Here is an 18,362-nt window from a genome sequence, read left to right as displayed (position 1 = left end):
TGCTATAAGGCTGATTGTTTTTAGTTGCTTCACCATCTGTTTTTACTATTTATCCAATCCTTTTTCTTTTAGCCATTCAGCCATAAGGTTTGCAATTTCTGCATTGTTTAAATCGGACATTGGAAAGTGTGTATTGCCTTTTATTCCAATCTCTGGTAAATGTACAACCGAAGCATTACCACCGTATTTGTTGATAGTATTGCAGAAAATTTTTGCCATTGCTAAACGAGTTCTCCAATTATCCGTACCGTAATTGTCTGATGGTGTTTCGGGAATAAAATCGCCATAATAAATAACGATTGGTATTTTAGTTAGCTTCAAAAAGTCTTCTTTCGGAATGGCTACGGCTTCTAATACGCCTGCTGAGCTTTGCATTGGTTCGGGTGTTTCGCCTTGTGGAAATACAAATCCGCTACCTGCTTCGTAAGATACAACGCCTTTAATATTATCATTTTTGATTGCCGTGAGCCAACCTTGTCCGCCACTGTGCGAATGTGTTACCAAAATCCCTTGTCCTATCTTATCAAACAATGCGGAAACGGCATCAACATTAACCTTAAAATCTATTGTGCCTAAATCGGGGCTTACCTGTCTGAAAAACTGATTAAGTGCTTCGGGGTCTTTTGAGAATTGCACATCAGGAAAATATTCTGTTCCAATCCCTATACGGAACATTCCAAACCAATACTGTTCATCAGGTGTTGCATTGATAGTTACAGGTTGTGAACTTCTACCGCCTTGTCCTCTGCGTGGTTGGTCAATGAGATAAACAGTATATTGTTTTCGTAAAAATATTGTCTGAAATCCCTCACGTCCGTCTGCTGTGGTCTGCCAAGTTCTTGCCGTTTGTCCGAAACCGTGCCAAAATACCAAAGGTAATTTTCGGGCGTTTTCGGGTATTTGATATTGTACTGTTGCGTGGTCTGTGTGCAAGGTCTGTCCGTCTGCGGTTGGATTTTTCGGGTCAAAAGTGCCGTCCGCTTTTATTACTGTTCCACCTACGGCAAAAACTCCCTGCTCTTCGATTATCAAAGGTTTTTGTTTGTTCGTGTCTTTTGCCTTTTCCGTATTTGTACAAGCTGCCATAGCTATTGTTATTAGTAAGAATGTTATTTGTTTCATTTTCTTATTTCGTTGATAGTTTTTGGAAATCCTTTATTTGATAATGCAAAATTGCAGAGAATAAAATTTCTGTACTTATACAGATTGCGGTTTTACCTACCAATATTACTGATTGGGCTTTTGTAACGTGAAACAAGGGAATTGATTTTGTAAATTTGTGGTGTCAATTTAAAAGTACCGCAATGGACGATATTCTGAATTTCAGTACCATAAAAGAATACAACGCCTTTAATAACAATGAAACTCTGCACCCTTTGGTAAGCGTGGTTCATTTGGATAAAGCCGAACCAAGAAAACTCAAACGCTTGCGTTATGAGTTTTATACTATCTTTTTAAAGCAAATTCATTGTGGCGATTTGCGTTACGGATTGGGCAATTACGATTATGAGGAAGGCACACTGATTTTTCTTGCTCCTGGTCAGGTCATTGGGGAAAGTAAAGATGAATGTTATCAGCCACAAGGTATTGCGTTGGTTTTCCACCTCGATTTGTTGTTGGGAACTTCGCTTGGGAAAAACATAAGCGATTATCATTTTTTCTCTTATGCTGTCAATGAAGCTCTGCATTTGTCGGAACAGGAAAGAAAGATAGTTCAGGATTGTTTTTCAAAAATTGAATACGAACTAAAACACGCCATTGATAAGCATAGCAAACAACTGATTGTGTCAAACATTGAATTGTTTTTGAATTACTGTACCCGATTTTATGACCGTCAGTTTATCACAAGGGATATTGTCAATAAAGGAGTTTTGGAACGATTTGAAGAATTTTTGAATGGTTATTTTTCGTCTGAAAAACCTGTTAATATTGGTTTGCCGTCTGTTTCTTATTGTGCTGATGAATTGAATTTGTCTGCCAATTATTTTGGTGATTTGATTAAGAAAGAAACAGGAAAAACAGCACAAGAATACATACAATCCAAAGTCATTGAAGTTGCCAAAGAGCGGATTTTTGACCATAACAAGTCTATTAGTGAAATTGCTTATAATTTAGGGTTTAAATATCCGCAACATTTTACCCGATTGTTTAAGCAAAAAACAGGGGTAACGCCTGTTGAGTATCGGAATTTGAATTGAGTAGATTGTCTTCGTTGTAGCGTGGGCAAGATTTACTCATTAGTTATTTTGTTTTTAAAGGTATTCGTGATTCGCTTCGCTTAATTGGCTCTTTTGGTTTTGCGAAGCGTTGGCTTTGTGTATCGGGGCAAACCAAAGGTGCTAAATGTGGGTCGGCTAAAATTTTTCCGTGCGGTGGTTGTCTGTCAGAGGTCCGACTGTCGAAGTTGTGCGGGTCGTCCTACCATTGCAACTAACGATTCGCGTATTGGCCTTTGGGGCGGGTTTCGGAGCACAAAATTGGCAGTGTTTTCTGTCGCTGATTAGTTGTTGGCACGTTTGTAATGAAGCTGTGTTAGTCCCGTATCAAATGTTTTTGTTGTTACGAGTTTAAGTTTTTGTTCGGGTCTGCCGTCTTTAAAAAGTCGTGTCCCGCTGCCAACCAATACAGGAATAACCGAAATAATAAATTCGTCAATCAGGTCGCTTTTCAAAAGTTCGTTCACTATGTCTGCACCACCGTCACAATAAATATTTTTTCCGTTTTTGCTTTTCAGTTGTTCTACCAATTCTGTCAAACTTCCTGTGTAAAATGTTGTCCTGCCAACACTTGCTTTTTCGGTTCTTGTGATAACGTAAACGTCTCTGTTACCGTTGTCGTAATGCGAACTTCCAATTTCTCTAAGCACCCAATCGTAAGTTTTTCTACCGAGAATTATGGTGTCAATAGTTGCCGTAAATTCGGCATAACCATAGTCTTCGCCCTCTTTTTCTACTAATTTCAAAAAACTAAGGTCGTCATTCGGTTTTGCGATGTAACCGTCTAAACTTGTTGCTATAAATAAAGCTACTTTTCTGTTGTTTTCCATTTCTTGTTATTGTCAATCGCTATAGTCGTGTTAGGTCTGATTGTCTGTCCGTGATAATTTTTTCTAAAAGTCAGCGAAGGACAGTCAATCTACACAAAGCTTGTAAAAAGTTGCTAAACCCACAATTTTCGGCAAAGTCTGAGTTGAAGTTACACCGATGATTTTACAAACTATCGGGCTGAGCGGTCGTTTAACATTGCCTGTAACGGTTTCGCCGCTTGGCGCAGACGGGTCTCGGAGCACACAGTTCAAATTTAGCACAAATATTCATACGAAGAATGTCCCCCATTACGTCAAACCGCGGTTCGTTGTTCTTTATTTTTTCAAGTCTGTCATTTTTTTTGCCATAATTTTATCCATTTGAAAATTAGATTCGTTTAGGTTTTCAATTATTCTTTGATAATTTACTTCGTCTCTATTTTGGGATAGTTTTCGCTTAACTTTTACATCTGTTGGAATTATTTTTATACCTAATGCTCCTCTCATTTCTTTTTCTACAAATTCAGTACCCATACGCTCTAATGTCATTGGGCATTTTTGAGGTAGTTCAAAAAAGTCAGTCAATTTTTTCAAATGATTGTACAATTCATTATCAGACATTATTTCAACAAGACCATAAATTTGAACTTCTTCATAATTCCAAGTTGAAACATTTATGTGGTCATACCAAGATGAAGAAATATAAGAATGTGCTCCTAAAAAATCACATAACACTTCATCTCCTTCTTTAATTTTTCTGGCAACAGGGTTAGCTCTATTTATATGGGTTTCAATAAGAAAAAGATCATTTCCAAGTTCATTCAATTGCATCATTGCTTTAGTAGATAGAATTTTTTCCTTGTAAGTTATTAAACTTGAAAAAGAATTCTCCCTAATGATTTCTTTAAGAAGATTGAAATCTTCGGATTTAAAAAGTTTTGGAAAGTGCATAAATGAAAATATTATTATTTTTAGTCAATGTTTTGTTTGTCTTTGTCATCTTCTTCAATTACCTCTAACGGTTCGCGTATTGGCGATAGGCGGGATTGGAAGCACAAACTTTCAGCCTTGCACCAAAGTTAATAAAAAGCACTAATGTTCAATTTACCACGTCAGCCCGCCTGATGCCAAACCATTGTTTAAATACCTTCTTGTTCTAATATTTTCTCTACTTCACGCTTCCAAACCAAGTATGTTTTGTCTGTAAAATGAATGCCGTCCTCAACTGCATATTCAGGAATAAGGAAATTCTCGTCACTTACATAAGGATTTAGGTCTATCAGTTTTACGTTTTTGTCTTTAACAAGTTGGAATATTCGTCTGTTTAATTCTTTGATTTTTTTGTTTTGCTCAACAGGATTTTTCGATTTATACTGCTCTGTCAGCAAAGTGACTGCTGTCAGAACTGGCTTTATGTTGTTTGCTTGTAGCGTATCAATTATTGTCGTCAAGTTTTTGATAATGGTGTCTTGATGAACACCACGACTTATGTCATTTACTCCGCCTTCTACAAAACAAATTTTTGGTTTTACACTTATGACGTAATTTAGTCTTCCGATAAATCCTGCGGTTATATCTCCGCCTATTCCTCTGTTTGCAACGTCAGGTCTGTTGAGTAGTTCATTCCAATTAGCGTAGTTTGTCAAAGAGTTGCCCAACATTACAATATTTTTCTGTTCCTTATACAAGGGATATACGATTGTATAGTTTGTATAGCGAGAATTGTCAAGATAAGGATAGGTTTTTCCTGTCCTGTCCTGAAAAAAACTTGTGATAAATTTTTGACGGATATTTTTCCTTTGCTAATACAACTGTCAAAACTGTTGCTGTCAAAATGTTTGTCGCTAATAGTAGCCAACCGACCATCTGGTTTGTAAACTTGCCCTGTTTTGCGTTCTTCATTATTTGTTCATTACGTTTTCTACTTCCTCGATTAGTTTTTCTTTGTTAGGAAGGATAGTTACATATTTTGAAGCAAATACGTTGTTCTCAAACCCTCCAAGTATATATTCTGCTGTGATTTCGTCTTTCTCTGTACACAAAATTATTCCGATTGGCGGATTGTCGGTTTCGTCATTCACTTCTGTTTTGTAATAATTCAGATAAGTGTTCAGTTGTCCTCCGTCTGCAATATTGAGTTTTGTGGTTTTCAGTTCTATAAGAATGTAACAACGTAAAATCTTGTTATAGAAAACCATATCTACATAATAATGTGTATTGTTTATGGTTATCCGTTGTTGCGAACCGACAAACATAAATCCTTTGCCAAGTTCCAGTAAAAAGTCTTCAATGTGTCGGATAAGTTTGGTTTCCAAATCCTTTTCTAAAATCGGCTTATTTTCGGGAATGCCAAGAAATTCAAATACGTAAGGATTTTTCAATACGTCTTCTGCTTTATTTAGCTCCTGTCCTTTTTGTGCCAATTCCAAGACTTTCTCTTTATTGGCTTTTCCTTGCGAAAGCAATAAACGCTCATAAAGCGAACTGTCTATTTGTCTTTTTAGTTCTCTAAATGACCAAGAAGCATTGATTATTTCTTTTTCGTAGAAGCTCCGTTTCTCTTTATCTTCAATAATCAAAAGCTCACAAATAAATGACCAAGTAAGGTGTCCAGACACTGTCTGGACATTTGTGTATTCAATATAAAATTTCCTCATATTGAATAAATTGGAACGGGAAAATCCTTTTCCTATTTCGTTGGTCAATTGTTTGGAAAGGTTGAGTATGATTTGTCTTGATGTCTGATTGTCAATGTTGTTTTTCTGTTCGGTTTCTACAATTTCTTTCCCGATTTGCCAATAAGTTAAGATGAGCTCTTGATTTACTTTTTGAGATACGTTTTTCCTTGCACTAAGAACAATGTGCTTAATGCTTTCCAATAAGTTTGTATCAATATTGTTTAACTCTCTTGCCATATTGCAAAAATAGTAAAATGAAATCAGGTAGTTGGCTGATACTGACGAATTATTTTAGCAAATACTGTTCTAAAATGGATTGTTTTTTGTACAAGCCAATCAAGAGCGTCGTCAACTTGTCTTTCGTTTCCAAAGTCAGTTGTTTTGATCAAAGTAATTACTTTATCTCTATTGTCAGGATTTGGATTCCAAGTCAAAGTTTCTCCAAGTTCAGCTTCAATTTCGATTTTTCTGCTTTCAAGATAGGGTAGCATATTTTCTGCAATTCTACTTCCGATATAAACTCTGATGCCAACGGTATTTTGGTCTGTGTTGCAAGTATTGGATAAATGGACATTCGATTTCCCTAATGTAACATCAAACCAATATTGAGGTCTTGGTGTTTGCAAAGAAGGGATTGGCGATGGGCGGTGATTTTTACCACAAAACTTGCTACGAAGCCGAAAGTTCAAGTTTACGAAAAACTGTCAAACGGAGAACAAAGCCCCCGCTTGCGCCAAACTGCTATTACAAACAGCTATTCTTTTTTGTCCCATAGTTCCAACATTGCTGTCAAGTCGCTATATTCTTCTGCAAATGCTCCGTCAAGTGTCCCAAACTTGCTCTTAAATTCCCTAAAATATTGTCTCGCTTTTTTGTCGCCTGAAATTGTCGCAATGAATAGTTTGTTTGCAATTTCCATTTTATTGTCGTCAAGTCCTGTCTTTGCTGTTTCGTATGTTTTTAAAACAGATTGAATTTCGTCTTGGCTATATTTTCTGATTTGTCTGTTAACCACAAGTTTTCTAACGAGTTTTTGTCCGCTGAAATGTATTTTTTCAGTTGTCCAAACTGTTTCTTGAAATTTAAAATTCTTTCCTGCAGGCAGGTTTTGAAGTTGATCAACAAGCAATGTATCTTTATTAACCTTCAGTCGGCAAGTCAGCACCGCACCCCAAAAGTCAATGATTGTATCTTGTCCGCAAACTGCAAGTATGAACTCAGAAAATGTTGTCGGTTCGCTATCTGGATTTTTATAGCCACATAAAACAACTGTCTTACCGTTGGAGAGGTAAAAAGTCGTGTCAGCTTTTGTTCCTGCATATTGCGTTTTCGGGCAGTCGCACGATGCTTTGTTTGCCTGTCCGTAAACAGAAGTCAAAGTCAAAATGGTCAATATGATTGTTATGTAGTGTCGTGTCATTATAGTTGCTTGTAACGGTTAGAGGCTTGGCGGTGTGAAATCACTTCGCCTTTTGTGTTGCTTAATGTAGTTCCGGGTGTAACCCGAATAGAAGCTGTGTTTTGTTTAATACACTGAACAATGCTTATACAAAGATTGGTGTGATAAATGGCTTTTTCTTCAATTGTTCCAAGCCCAACCAAAGAGCCTCTTTGTAACTTAAAACCTCTTTGGTGGCTGAATTTTCCACTTTTCTGTCGGCTACCAAAGATTTGTAGAGTTCATCGTTTGTTGTGATTATGTTTTCTGCTTCCGAACTCGCTTTTGCTTCCTGTAAATAAATCGTGTCTAAAAACAGCGTTGGATTGGGCAAATTCATTAAAGTGCCATTCAGCCGAGCCAAAGCCCTACCTGCCGAAATGGTTGTACGAAGTATTTCTTTCGTTTCAATATCTGCCTTTGGTGGTAGCAAGGGCAGGTCATTATACGGTATTTTATGGTCAAATTTGCTCATATTCTGCAAGTGTAAGTTTTACTCTCGTTTTCAATACAAGGGTAAAAATAATAAAAATTTACTCTCGTTCGTTTTTGACTGTCAGTTGCTAATGTAGTAAGTTTTTTTTACCAATTCCAAGAGTTTAAGCGTTTCAATAAAGTCGCCTTTAAATCGCTTGTCAAACGGATTGACTGTATCAAAATGCCAACAGTCAATCTGAAATATGTATAAATCATGCTACGAATATGGTCAGTCATACGGCGTTTCCCCACCCATCAATGGATCTGTTTGGCTGGGTCTTCCTACATCAATGTGTCCCGTCAATAAAATGTGATAACAGCCAGCGATAGGTCAAGATGAAGATAGTCTTCTTCCATATCTCTGGATTTTTGGTTAAGATACCCAAGGTCTCCGAGACATACCACGCACCAAACCATGGTGAGCCGGGATGATCCGAAAAGCGGCATGGCGCCACCAACCAGGATACCGTCGGTAATCTATCGGCATCCACATCCTGACGGAATTGATGAAAAACATCTCCTTTCGGCACCTGAACGATCTTCCCCTCTTCTTTATCCTGATACGTCAACGATGCTAAGCTATGGTAATCCGGATCCTCTGTATTGGTGAATGGTAATGGAGAAACCGAACTTAGTTTAAGTGACACATACTAATATCGCACGGTATCGGAATCAAGAAAAGGAAGTCGATAGCTGCCCGTGTCTAATTTCATATCTTCATTGCCTTTCCCCAATTTTGTTGAAACAACCATTTGGGTTTGAAAAGCGTAAACATGTTTTAAAGTAGGAATCGCAGCTAAAGACGCTAAACCATCCGCTGTGACTTTTGAACCGACCAGATTTATATATTCCAAATTCTTCAGGCCTTTTAATTGTGCTAGTCCGGCATCCGAAATAACGGTATGTTCTACGTGCAATCGAATTAATACAGGTAATTCCATAACGAATTTCATTCCTGCATCTGTTACCGCCGTACTTCCTATTTTGAGCTGAACGATATTATCTTTGATTTGGAGAAGATCTTTTAAATCATCGTCGTTAAATTGTGGATAGTTTATCGCATTGATCATCACAAAATTATTATCGGTTGCTACTGGCATCACCTTAATACCTTTAGCCTGCCAATTTCTTATTTTCTCTTCAGGAAGTGGCGGCGCCTCCGGTAAACCTGCGAAAAGAGAAGACTCTTGTACCTCTGCCCCGCTTTCAAGTTTTTGTAGGATCGCTAATATTTCGTCCGATTGCTTAAGCTCTTTCGCCTTTTTATTAAAATCGGCTCCCGTTTCGATCCACCAGGCGATCAATTTAATCTGATCGGGTGTAATGGGTGTCCTCCCTTTTGGCGGCATCCGTCCTTTGTGTCCTTCCGGCAAAATTAACCGCGCATAAAGTTCGCTTTTGGTTGCGTCACCATTACGTAGCACTACCCCATTTTCTCCGCCCTTTAACAGATTTTCACGTGTATGTAATCTCAGTCCCCCTTCTTGTTTCTTATCGCCGTGGCAACTTTGGCAACGCTGCGTTAGTATAGGTTGTATGATCCCCTCATAAACAATAGCTTCCTGCGCATTTTCCAACGTAAGCGTCTCTTCTTCTGGATTAGCTATTCGAAGAGCATTTTTTATCCCGGTTGGCAGCGCATCTTTGATATAGCCCTTTCCGTGGGTAAGTGTACCGCCATAATGCCCTGTAAAACCTAACAATACGACAATAACGAACAAAAACCAAAAGCGTTGTTTACGGATCTTGACCAACCAAGTGCGCACCGACGTAGTATCACGGTAAAGAAAGAAAGTTAAAAAACTAACTATTCCTACAGCAATTCCCAACCATTGATGAAAATTCAACACATCCGCTTCATAACCACCGTTTCGAGACAACAGATAACCTGTTATCCCTGCGAAAACAGCTGCAATAGCTCCCAATAACAAGGTGAAACAAATTGCTGCTTGATAATCCCTGCTCTTGTCAAACCGTGTAGCCAACGCCATTGCAAAAGCCAGCACCAGCATACCAATAGGTAAATGAACCAACAGTGGATGCCAGCGCCCGATAAAGGTAGAAAGCTCTTCAAAAAACATCATAGCTGCGCGTATCTGGCTTTCAAAAGATTTAACATAAATACATTGATTTGCCATTGATCGGCCACCGGTTGCCGGGTGTAGGGTAGCGTGGGTAAATAACCAGCTGGTCCGAATTCCGTTGTAATCGTCAGCTGCTTTTTACCTTGTTGTTTATGAAGTTTTACGACTTCGTCCCACCAAGCAAGATGCTGTTCCAACGTCGCTTTCCATTCCGGTGCGGCAGGATCGTTAACTTGAGGCCCCTGCGGATGCCCGACACGGGCATGTATATGCCCCGTTCTCGCCAATGCTAGTGCCACAGTTTCTTTCTGATCTCCCAGCAAAGATTCATGCACGTTACACCAGTGCGAAATATCCAGAGCGAGTGATAGCTGCGGGATCTTTTCCAAAAATTCCTTAGTTATATGTGCGGCAAAACTAAAACGTCCGCGATGAGTTTCATGATAGATGGGAATCTGGTGACGGTTACTCGTTTGTTCCCCCTCCTCGATCAGCTTTTTATTTTGATCAAATGAGTAATAATCTTTCCCTGTATGGCAATTGATATAATCTGGTTTAAAGTTAGCTGCGGCCTCCAGGTTGTTGGTATAACTGCGAAGATATTGGTCAAAATCGGCACCCCCACCGCCACAAAGCAAGCCTAGTGCCAGCCCATGTTTCTCCAAAGCTGTAGTCATCTGTACTTGTTCTTCCGTTGTCCCCGGCAGCCACGTTTCGACACCGTCATAACCGGCTTGCTTTACTTTCTGGCAGAAGTCATCCCAAGATTCATTCATCCCCCAGTTTGTACAATAATATTTAATAGAGAAGGTCTGCTTGTTTTGTGCCTTTAATAATGGCAGATTTCCAACAACAAGCAACATAAAAAAACAGATATATTTCATTTGATAATCATTAAACAATAGCTTGAATAAGGTCTCCTTCTACATCGGTTAAACGAAAAGGTCGGCCCTGAAACTCATAGGTGAATTTTTCATGATCAAATCCTAGCAGATGGAGCATGGTAGCATGTACATCATGCACGGATGTCCGGCCACTGACACCGGCAAATCCGATCTCGTCCGTTTCGCCGTAGCTAATCCCATTGCGAACACCACCCCCAGCCATCCAGATCGTGTATGCATCAGTATGGTGATCGCGGCCCAAGAAAGGCATATCACTGTTATCCCTATTTTCCTGCATCGGCGTACGTCCAAATTCTCCACCCCAGACCACCAACGTTTCATCTAACAATCCCCGCTGCTTTAGATCCATAATCAAAGCCGTCATCGGACGATCGATTTCCCGACATTTATTCCGAAAACCCAGATCAATAGAATCCGCCGGATTTGTACCGTGGCTATCCCAGCCCCAATCAAAAAGCTGTACAAAACGTACACCTTGTTCCACTAATTTACGCGCAAGCAAACAGTTGTTGGCAAAAGACTCTTTACCTATGTCTGTACCGTATAGCTCATGAATATATTCCGGTTCTTTGGAAATATCCATCACTTCGGGAACGGCGACCTGCATCTTATAGGCCATTTCGTACTGTGCTATACGCGAAAGGGTTTCAGGATCCTTAAACGTATTATATTCTTCTTTATTTACCTCATTAATTGCAGTTATTGCACTCCTTTTTAAATCACGGTCCATACCATCCGGATCAGCAATATACAAAACCGGATCTCCTTTTGATCTACATTGTACTCCTTGATACACGGAGGGCAAAAAACCACTTCCCCATACACTCTTACCTGCATCGGGTGTTTTTCCACCAGAGGTCAATACCACAAATCCGGGTAGATTGCTGTTTTCGGATCCCAAGCCGTATGTTACCCATGAACCAATACTTGGACGACCCAAGCGTGCACTGCCTGTATGCATAAAAAGCTGAGCCGGCCCATGATTAAATTGATCCGTATGTACTGCTTTTAGGAAACTTACCTCATCCACCACATTGCTAAAATGGGGTAGATGATCAGATACCCATGCACCACTTTGTCCATATTGCTTGAAAGTTGCCTGTGGGCCGAGCATTTTGGGGGTACCCCGGATAAAGGCAAATTTTCTCCCTGCTAAGAGTGATTCGGGACAGGGTTGATTATGCAGTTTATGCAAAGCTGGTTTATAATCGAACAATTCCAATTGTGATGGTGCTCCGGCCATATGCAAGTATATGACACTTTTTGCCTTTCCGGGATAATGTGGGGACTTAGGAATTAACGGATTTAATGCGTTAAAATCTAAAACACCATCCATTCCTCCGCTGTTGCCCGCACAGTTCGCTAACAAGCCCCCTAATGCTATGCCCCCAATCCCTGCCACACATTCCTTCAAAAAATGACGGCGTGTAACGGCCTGCAATTGGTACTGTTGCGCCTCCTTTATCAACCTATCCAGCTCTTTCATGTGTTTACGATTTCGTTAAAAACTCATCTAAATTCAGTAATACGTTCGCGACAAGCACATAAGCTGCCTTCGTAATTAACTCCTGCTGCTTCATTGTCGCAGGGTCTACCCTCATAAATTTCGCAGCCTCGTTAGGTTTATTCGTAAAATTCGCTAATGCTTCGGCGTATAATTTCTGTAATGCTTGTGTTTTTTCAGCTCCCGGATGCTTAAACATCGTGCGGCGATATCCTACTTCTATACTCGCTTTGGGATCGCCTCCACCTTCTTTTTCCATAATATTCGCCAGGTGTCTTGCGGCTTCCAGATATACGGGATCATTCAATGTTATCAGTGCTTGTAGGGGCGTATTTGTCCGTATTCGATCCACCAAACATACTTCCCGGCTTGAGGCATCAAAGGAAATGAAAGAAGGGTAAGGACTTGTTCGTTTTAAAAACGTATAGACCCCTCTTCGATACTGATCTTCACCTTCGCTCTTTCTCCAGGATTCACCACTATATACGGTCATCCACACGCCATCGGGTTGGTGGGGCATTACACTTGGTCCATACATTTTATTACTCAGTAGGCCGCTTACTGCTAAGGCTTGATCGCGAATTTGCTCTGCAGACAAACGGAATCGAGGTCCTCGTGCAAAGTAGTAATTCTCCGGGTCCTTGGATACTTTTTTATTATTTAAACTCGACGATTGTCTATATGTTGAAGATAGAACAAGCTCACGCAACAGCTTCTTCACACTCCAGTTCTTTTCATGCATGAGATCTAGTGCCAAGTAATCTAGCAATTCCTGATGGATTGGAGGTGTACTTTGGGTTCCCATGTCGCCTAGCGGTTCAACCAATCCTCTACCAAACAACTGTGCCCATACACGGTTGACCAACGTTCGGGCGGTGAGCGGATTGTCCTTACTTGCAATCCACTGTGCAAAGCCTAGCCTATTGAGAGGTGCATATTTCGGGAAGTCATTAAGCGATTCAGGTACCGCTGGTTCGACTTCTATGCCCGGTGTAAGTCGATTGCCACGCTCAAAGACAAAAGTTTTTCTACGCATTTCTGTCGGGTTCTCAATCATCACAGGTACACTTTCGGGGTGTGTATTCACCAACTGTAAAAAGGTATGCTGCATTTTTTCTGTCCCTGGTTCTTGGCTGATAGGGAAATCTTCACGAAAGGCAAACCATTCGATCATACATACCGGTTGGTCTTTGGCTATTGTTGGGTTTTTAAAAACTAAATATAAATCGTGGGTCCCATTCACATCTGCAAGAGGGGCTTGAATTACCTGACGACCTTGTGTAGGAGGAAGATCAACTATAGACAATATTGGACCATTCGGATTGTCTTTACGGATTTCCAATTTACCACCGGTTAAGCTGGTCCAGAAATTCATGTAAAATTGTTTTTTACCATCAAGCGTTATCCCGCGGAGACGTGCACTTCCGCCATGGCGTACGCCCAACCATTTGGTATCGTACAACGCGCCATTAACCAATTGATCACTATAATGTGCATGAACCTTCGGCTCTAAGGTGTGCAGAAAAAGATCGACAGATTTCAGCAAAGTGGCATTACTGTGATTTTTCAGCCATCCTTTTATACTATCGATACGCTGTTCATCCTGTGCACTATAAAACCTTAATTTCGGGTGGTCGCCCTGCGTATCTTCATCGCGCGTATTGTTAAAAAATGCCACAGACTTATAATACTCTTCAAACTTAAAAGGGTCGTATGTATGACTATGACACTGTACACATTCAAAGGTTGTACTCAACCATACCTGATAAGTCGTGTTTACGCGGTCAAGTACTGCAGCTACTCTAAATTCTTCACTGTCCGTTCCCCCTTCATCATTATTCATCGTATTGCGGTGAAAGGCTGTAGCTATCAAATTATCTTTCGTAGGTTCCGGCAACAAATCTCCAGCCAATTGTTCAATAGTGAATTGATCAAAGGGCATATCTTGATTAAATGCTTTGATGACCCAATCTCTATAAGCCCATATCTGACGTGAGCCATCCTTTTCATAGCCTTTTGTATCTGCATACCGCGCCATATCCAACCACCATGAAGCCCATTTCTCACCATATTTCGGCAAGGCCAACAAACTATCCACTCGAAGCTGGTACGCGTTATCGCGTTCGTCCTCAACAAATGATCGCACCTCTTCCAAACTCGGAGGTACGCCTATCAAATCTAAATAGACTCGACGCAGTATTGTTTCTTTATCGGCTTCTTCAGAAAAGGACAATCCCTTATCTGCAAACTTATCCTGAATAAAATAATCGATATCATTCGTTATGCCCTTAGGGATACCTCCAAAAAGCCCGGCAAAGGAAAACGGTTTTGGAACTTCGACTTTTTCCGGCAAGGTATACGCCCAATGTTTGCCCCATTTCGCACCTTCATTGATCCATCGCTTTAAAATATCAATTTCTGCGCGACTAAGCATAGGTGCATTATAAGGCATACGCAATTCCGGGTCATCCGATGTCAACCGACGAATAAATTCGCTATGACCAGCATCACCGGGAATGATCGCCGGGTTCCCGGATTCGGTCTTTGCAAAAGCCTCCTCTTCAAACAGCAGACTGAATCCGCCGTTTTTCTTTACGCCGCCGTGACAGGTTATACAATGTTTATTCAGGATAGGTTTTACATCGGCACTGAAATCTACTGGGCGATCTTTACGCAGGGTGAAAATCCCAACAACAGCGATAACAGCTGCCAATACCACAAATACCACCAATTTTCTTCTCATGGCTTATAATTGTCTATTATCTCTTACTACTAGAGGTGTGTTAAACTATAGGAATATGTGATCCGGAGATCACTTACATATTTAATACCACTAATAAAGATATACTTTTTTAAACTTTCTCTCTTTATGAAAAACTCTGGTTAGCCAACAGAAATCAAAAATACAAACGGAAACACATAAAAACTATATCCAAAGTAACATTTATTGACACTAATTTATCATAAGCAGTTAAAACAGTGAAGTCCTGAAATAGGTTGACTATTTCAGGACTTCACTGTTTTAGTACTGCATGTTTGAACTGTGATAAGAGATAATGAATTTAGCAGTCTAGTTCTGGTTCTTTATTTCACCTAAATATTCCACATCATTCAAATCAAAAGGAGTTTCTTGGTAGACAAAATAGTTCAACCAGTTGTTGAAAAGTAAATTAGCATGACCTGTCCAACAGACTAACGGAGGGTTGTTGGGGTTATTATCCATGTAATAGTTCTGAGGTATGTCAAGCGGAAGTCCTTTCTCCAAGTCTCTCATATATTCATCATGAAGGGTAAGTGGCGCATACTCCGAATGTCCGGTAAGATAAAACTCACGCCCCCCCCTGGAAGATACGATTGCAACTCCGGCATCTTGAGACTCAGACAAGATCGAAACTCCATCCCTGTTTTCCAAATCTGTTTTTAAAATTGTCGTATGTCTACTATGCGGGATAAAAAACTCATCATCAAAGCCTCTAAATAAGGGATCCCGCTTTTCAATAGCAGTATGTTTGAAAACGCCAAACAACTTTTCGTCCAACGGTATTTTTTTGACGCCATAAAAATGATAGAGCGCAGCTTGAGAGGCCCAGCAGATGTACAATGTAGAGGTAACATGCTGTCTAGCCCAATCGAAAATCATTGTAATTTCATCCCAATAGGTTACTTCCTCAAATTTCAACATTTCTACTGGAGCACCAGTAATGATCATACCATCATAAAAATTCTCTTTTATCTCACTAAATCCTTTATAGAACATCTCCAAATGTTCTTCCGATGTATTTTTGGGCGTATGTGTGTCCAATCTTAAAAATTCTACTTCTACCTGTAGCGGATTGTTGGAAAGTAATCTCACAAAATCGGTTTCTGTAGATATTTTAAGAGGCATCAAATTAAGTATAAGCACACGCAAGGGACGAATATCTTGTGCATTGGCCCTCAGGTCACTCATCACAAATATATTTTCCTTTTTTAGAAGCTCTATTGCTGGCAGATTATTGGGTATCTTGACTGGCATATCCTATTTTATTGTGCTTTATTTACCACAAAAATATAAAGAATAAACGGGAACTTAAAAATCCGGCATACAGACAGCCCACAGGTAAGGTAAACCGATAAACCTCCTAGCACCCTTTCATACCTTAGAAATGAACATTGATGAATTTACGCGAAAGCGATCATATAAAATCTTTTGAAGGCAAACATGAATGAATTTGGCACGTATATTGTAAAATAGCTATTTCATAATTTAGGTTAATAATTGGTTTAGTCCTCTGACACCTCCCGGTGTTAGAGGATTTTTATATGCAGCAATAATATATTAACTTAACGAACAAGAGGGTATTCTACTAATTCAACTCAAATTTATACCCAACCCCTTTCACAGTCGACACATAGTTCTCACCTATTTTTTCACGCAACTTACGAATGTGTACATCTATCGTTCTATTCGTCACTACTACGGAATCTTCCCAAATGGCCTTCAGAATCTGTTCTCGGGTATAAACCTTATTGGGTTTTGAAGCCAAGAGATACAGGAGCTCAAATTCCTTTTTGGCCAAAACAATTTTTTCATCAGCACGGTAAACCAGAAACGAATCACGATCTATGATCAAGTCCATGATTTCAAGTTTATCCGTTTCTTCTTCTACAGGCTCAGAGGCATTTCTACGTAATATGGCATTAATACGTGACATCAATGCACGCGGTTTAATTGGTTTTGCAATATAATCGTCAGCTCCGACATGAAATCCTGCAATTTCAGAATACTCCTCACTCCTAGCCGTCAAAAACACCATAAACGTATGTTTGAATTCGGGCAAAGAGCGCATAATACGGCAGGCTTCGATACCATCCATTACAGGCATCATTACATCTAAGATAATCAAATCTGGATTGACCTCTTTAGCCCTTTCAATGGCCAACCTTCCATTAGCGGCTGTATAAACTTGATAACCTTCTCGTTCTAAATTATAAGATATCAAATCTAAGATATCCTTTTCATCATCTACCACAAGTATTTTCTGCTTGACGCTCATATTTGTTTTTTTATTAAAAGTATGTACTTTATGGTAATATAAAGTTAAAGAAATGTTATGAAATTGTTAAGCCTTAAAATAAACTTAATAAATTAATAAAGCACCTCTAATTTAACACTTTACTCAAAAAATCTTCCAGTTCTTTCCCCCGTAAATTTTTAGCGACGATATTCCCCTTTGCATCAACCAATACTGATGCCGGAATTGCTTTTATTCTATACGTAAACACCAGATCCGAACTCCAAGCTTTCAAATCCGAAATATTCGTCCATGTTAACTTATCCTCTTCAATTGCGCGTATCCATGATCCCGGATTATTATCAAAAGACACTCCTAATACAGTAAACCCCTTATCTTTGTAGTGATTATATAAACGTACGATATTTGGATTCTCTTTGCGACAGGGCACACACCATGATGCCCAGAAATCTACCAGTGTCAATTTGCCCCTGTAATCAGATAGCTTCACGATTTTATTATCCGGTGTATACGCCTCAAATTCGGGTGCAGGTTGTCCCACAGCTAACTTCTTCAATTTAGCAGCCTCTTCCTTAAATTGGTTTACATATCTATTTTCAGTAAACTGATCCCGTATCTGCTCCGCATAAGCGATGATCTCCTGTTCCGCAATCTCAGGATCTAACGTGCTTACAGCATAGAAACCTGCTAAATTTCGATTTTGATCAGCAAATTCAACAACTTTCTTCGTATAATAATTAAGCTCTTCCTTGAATGATGTAAGGTATTCTGAACGCAAATTTTCAATTTCAATGTCTGATTTTCCCGCGATAGCTTTGACAAAGGATGCCTGTAGGGAATCCTGAATAAATTCTTTGCGACGTTTTGCAGGTGCAAATTCCTTCAATTTTGACGACAGTTCGGATCCGACAATATCGTACTGATCCGGATCATGAAGATCGGTTACAAATTGGATCTTTTCTCCAGGTATCAATATAACAGGGTATCTATTTTTGCCTAATTCGACAGACAAAAGTCTCGGCTGCGTAGCTTGTCGCTCGAATTTAAATTTATGCTGATCTCCTAAAAAAACAGAATCCAACTTACGATCACCTTCATAAAAGGCAACTACCTTTATATTGCCCGGATTATTTATTTGTCCGGAAATAGAGATCACATTCTTGTGACTGCAACTCCATAAAACAATGAATGTTAATACTATACCTACACAAAATCTTACTACCTGCATTTTACACG

At 39.6% G+C, this 18,362-nt stretch carries 16 protein-coding genes and 1 pseudogene; 1 reads left to right on the top strand and 16 read right to left on the bottom strand.

The window, feature by feature from the left end:
• Nucleotides 1–45: 45 nt before the first annotated feature.
• Entirely contained in the window at nucleotides 46–1,086 is a 1,041-nt protein-coding gene (locus tag E4F24_RS10470) for an alpha/beta hydrolase (protein WP_140938731.1), read from the bottom strand.
• Nucleotides 1,087–1,304: 218 nt separating this feature from the next.
• On the opposite strand from E4F24_RS10470, the gene E4F24_RS10465 reads away from it, so the two are divergent.
• On the top strand, nucleotides 1,305–2,198 hold the full coding sequence (locus E4F24_RS10465; RefSeq protein WP_140938645.1) for a helix-turn-helix domain-containing protein: 894 nt from the start codon (nucleotides 1,305–1,307) through the stop codon (nucleotides 2,196–2,198).
• A gap of 302 nt (nucleotides 2,199–2,500) precedes the next feature.
• Here E4F24_RS10465 and E4F24_RS10460 read toward each other — a convergent pair whose 3' ends face one another.
• From E4F24_RS10460 to E4F24_RS10390, 15 genes and pseudogenes are all read right to left on the bottom strand, one after another.
• Nucleotides 2,501–3,046, bottom strand: coding sequence for a dihydrofolate reductase family protein (locus E4F24_RS10460; protein ID WP_140938644.1), 546 nt, complete (start codon nucleotides 3,044–3,046; stop codon nucleotides 2,501–2,503).
• Between the two features lie 315 nt (nucleotides 3,047–3,361).
• A complete protein-coding gene (locus tag E4F24_RS10455) occupies nucleotides 3,362–3,976 on the bottom strand; it encodes an FMN-binding negative transcriptional regulator (RefSeq protein ID WP_140938643.1) in 615 nt (204 codons plus the stop codon).
• Between the two features lie 188 nt (nucleotides 3,977–4,164).
• On the bottom strand, nucleotides 4,165–4,686 hold the full coding sequence (locus tag E4F24_RS10450; RefSeq protein ID WP_140938642.1) for a GDSL-type esterase/lipase family protein: 522 nt from the start codon (nucleotides 4,684–4,686) through the stop codon (nucleotides 4,165–4,167).
• 240 nt (nucleotides 4,687–4,926) lie between these two features.
• On the bottom strand, nucleotides 4,927–5,940 hold the full coding sequence (locus tag E4F24_RS10445; protein WP_140938641.1) for a PDDEXK nuclease domain-containing protein: 1,014 nt from the start codon (nucleotides 5,938–5,940) through the stop codon (nucleotides 4,927–4,929).
• A gap of 23 nt (nucleotides 5,941–5,963) precedes the next feature.
• A complete protein-coding gene (locus E4F24_RS10440; protein ID WP_181182436.1) occupies nucleotides 5,964–6,329 on the bottom strand; it encodes a DUF4268 domain-containing protein in 366 nt (121 codons plus the stop codon).
• Between the two features lie 128 nt (nucleotides 6,330–6,457).
• Nucleotides 6,458–7,087, bottom strand: coding sequence for a hypothetical protein (locus tag E4F24_RS10435; RefSeq protein WP_181182435.1), 630 nt, complete (start codon nucleotides 7,085–7,087; stop codon nucleotides 6,458–6,460).
• A gap of 160 nt (nucleotides 7,088–7,247) precedes the next feature.
• Complete coding sequence (locus E4F24_RS10430) at nucleotides 7,248–7,616, bottom strand: Fic/DOC family N-terminal domain-containing protein (protein ID WP_216629163.1); 369 nt, start codon at nucleotides 7,614–7,616, stop codon at nucleotides 7,248–7,250.
• A gap of 328 nt (nucleotides 7,617–7,944) precedes the next feature.
• Nucleotides 7,945–8,226 (bottom strand): annotated as a pseudogene (locus tag E4F24_RS10425) (alkaline phosphatase family protein); the annotation flags it as partial.
• Nucleotides 8,227–8,268: 42 nt separating this feature from the next.
• On the bottom strand, nucleotides 8,269–9,702 hold the full coding sequence (locus E4F24_RS10420; protein WP_140938637.1) for a c-type cytochrome domain-containing protein: 1,434 nt from the start codon (nucleotides 9,700–9,702) through the stop codon (nucleotides 8,269–8,271).
• Nucleotides 9,699–10,586 (bottom strand): sugar phosphate isomerase/epimerase family protein, encoded by an 888-nt coding sequence (locus E4F24_RS10415; protein ID WP_140938636.1) that lies wholly within the window; start codon nucleotides 10,584–10,586, stop codon nucleotides 9,699–9,701. The genes E4F24_RS10420 and E4F24_RS10415 overlap by 4 nt, the downstream gene beginning before the upstream one ends.
• 10 nt (nucleotides 10,587–10,596) lie before the next feature.
• The gene (locus tag E4F24_RS10410) at nucleotides 10,597–12,093 is read right to left on the bottom strand and encodes a DUF1501 domain-containing protein (protein WP_140938635.1); all 1,497 of its coding nucleotides are present in this window, start codon (nucleotides 12,091–12,093) and stop codon (nucleotides 10,597–10,599) included.
• Between the two features lie 4 nt (nucleotides 12,094–12,097).
• Complete coding sequence (locus E4F24_RS10405) at nucleotides 12,098–14,854, bottom strand: DUF1553 domain-containing protein (RefSeq protein WP_140938634.1); 2,757 nt, start codon at nucleotides 14,852–14,854, stop codon at nucleotides 12,098–12,100.
• Between the two features lie 327 nt (nucleotides 14,855–15,181).
• Nucleotides 15,182–16,126: a homoserine O-acetyltransferase MetA gene (gene metA, locus E4F24_RS10400; protein ID WP_140938633.1), complete on the bottom strand. Its 945-nt coding sequence runs from the start codon at nucleotides 16,124–16,126 to the stop codon at nucleotides 15,182–15,184.
• Nucleotides 16,127–16,457: 331 nt separating this feature from the next.
• Nucleotides 16,458–17,147 (bottom strand): response regulator transcription factor, encoded by a 690-nt coding sequence (locus E4F24_RS10395; RefSeq protein WP_140938632.1) that lies wholly within the window; start codon nucleotides 17,145–17,147, stop codon nucleotides 16,458–16,460.
• A 106-nt stretch (nucleotides 17,148–17,253) separates the two neighbouring features.
• Nucleotides 17,254–18,354, bottom strand: coding sequence for a TlpA family protein disulfide reductase (locus E4F24_RS10390; RefSeq protein ID WP_140938631.1), 1,101 nt, complete (start codon nucleotides 18,352–18,354; stop codon nucleotides 17,254–17,256).
• Nucleotides 18,355–18,362: the final 8 nt, after the last annotated feature.

It is taken from the genome of Sphingobacterium lumbrici, assembly GCF_006476045.1.
Taxonomy (GTDB): domain Bacteria; phylum Bacteroidota; class Bacteroidia; order Sphingobacteriales; family Sphingobacteriaceae; genus Sphingobacterium; species Sphingobacterium lumbrici.
Note: the sequence above shows the minus strand (reverse complement) of the source record. Positions and strands in the feature narration are given on the sequence as shown.